This is a genomic window from Phytoactinopolyspora endophytica (assembly GCF_004138495.1).
Classification (GTDB): Bacteria; Actinomycetota; Actinomycetes; order Jiangellales; family Jiangellaceae; genus Phytoactinopolyspora; species Phytoactinopolyspora endophytica.
In genome coordinates this window covers 64399-65923 of the sequence record NZ_ML142874.1, presented here as the reverse complement: position 1 = coordinate 65923, position 1525 = coordinate 64399, and the positions used below count along the sequence as shown (strand labels likewise).

At 68.4% G+C, this 1525-nt stretch carries 2 protein-coding genes; one reads left to right on the top strand and one right to left on the bottom strand.

All coding sequences use genetic code 11. From position 1 onward, the window contains the following. The first annotated feature begins 93 nt into the window (after nucleotides 1-93). Nucleotides 94-1185, top strand: a complete 1092-nt coding sequence (mnmA, locus tag ELR45_RS31785) for a tRNA 2-thiouridine(34) synthase MnmA (RefSeq protein WP_129669873.1) — start codon at nucleotides 94-96, stop codon at nucleotides 1183-1185. Nucleotides 1186-1333: 148 nt separating this feature from the next. Here the strand turns inward: mnmA and ELR45_RS41805 are convergent. Continuing rightward, nucleotides 1334-1525: response regulator transcription factor (locus tag ELR45_RS41805; protein WP_240760290.1), on the bottom strand; the 192-nt coding region annotated here is incomplete at its 5' end.

Below are 1525 nucleotides of genomic sequence, written 5' to 3'. Positions count from 1 at the left end.
AGCGAGTGAAGCTGTCGGCCGAGGAACGAGGCCTGGCGGCGAAGCGAGTGAGAAGTCGAACGTGACCGACACGATGGAACGGTGAGGACGGCGATGCGAGTACTGGCGGCGATGTCCGGTGGCGTCGACTCCGCGGTGGCGGCCGCGCGGATGGTGGACGCCGGGCATGACGTGACGGGAGTGCACTTGGCGCTGTCCGCCAACCCCCAGTCGTTCCGGTCGGGCGCACGGGGCTGCTGCACGCTGGAGGACTCCCGTGACGCGCGGCGAGCGGCGGACGTCATGGGCATCCCTTTCTATATCTGGGATCTGGCCGAGCGGTTCCGGGCCGACGTCGTCGAGGACTTCGTTGCTGAGTATGCCGCTGGCCGGACACCGAACCCTTGCCTGCGGTGCAACGAGAAGATCAAGTTCTCCGCCGTCCTGGAGCGGGCGTTGGCGCTCGGTTTCGACGCGGTCTGCACCGGCCACTACGCCCGCATCGTGGATGGTCCGCAGGGGCGAGAGCTGCATCGGGCCGTCGATCCGGACAAGGACCAGTCCTACGTGCTGGGCGTGCTCACCACGGAGCAGCTGCGGCACGCGATCTTCCCGCTGGGAGACACCCCGAAGTCCGATATCCGGGACGAGGCAGAACGGCGCGACCTGGCCGTGGCGCGCAAGCCGGACAGCCACGACATCTGCTTCATCGCGGACGGCGACACCGCGGGCTTTCTCCGTGGCCAGCTGGGGGATGCCCCCGGCGACGTCGTCGATACGTCCGGCGAGGTGATCGGCGAGCACGACGGCACCTATGGTTTCACCATCGGCCAGCGCAAGGGACTCAAGATCGGGCGTCCAGCGGACGACGGCAAGCCGCGCTACGTGCTGGACATCTCGCCGGTGGACCGCCGCGTCACGGTGGGCCCGCGTGAGGAGCTTGCCGTCGACGAGGTGGTGGGGACGGCGCCGCGCTGGTGCGGCCCGGAGCCGGTGGGAATGCTGGAGTGTTCTGCCCAGTTCCGTGCGCATGGTGCTGCCGCCCCGGCGCGTGCAGAGCTGGTCGATGGCGCCCTGACCGTGTGGTTCGAGGCGCCACAAGAGGGTGTCGCTCCAGGCCAGGCGATCGTGCTGTATGACGGCGAGCGTGTCATCGGCTCGGCCACGATCGACAGCACGGCAGCCCGCGCAGCTTCGCCCGCCTGACACCGCCGGCCGACCTCGATACCGCCGGCCGACCTCGATACCGTCAGACCACCGTGATACTGCCAGATGCGGTGTCGGGCCGAATTTGCCGGTCGAGTGCACGTGGTGGTATTGAAGTGGTCGGACTGGGTGCCATCCCGGCGGGGCGCTAAGCATTCTCGTTTCTCAGGTAGGCCAGGACGGCCGAGACCCGGCGGTTCGTCTCTTCAGTCGGCGGCAGATCCAGCTTGGCGAAGATGCTACTGATGTGCTTCCCGACGGCCGCCTCCGAGACGACGAGCAGCCGCGCGATGGCGGCGTTGGAGTGCCCTTCGGCCAGACGCGCGAGCACCTCGTGCTC

Excerpts from the sequence above, each read along its gene's own strand:
- mnmA (WP_129669873.1), top strand. The coding sequence starts at position 94 with ATGCGAGTACTGGCGGCGATGTCCGGTGGCGTCGACTCCGCGGTGGCG.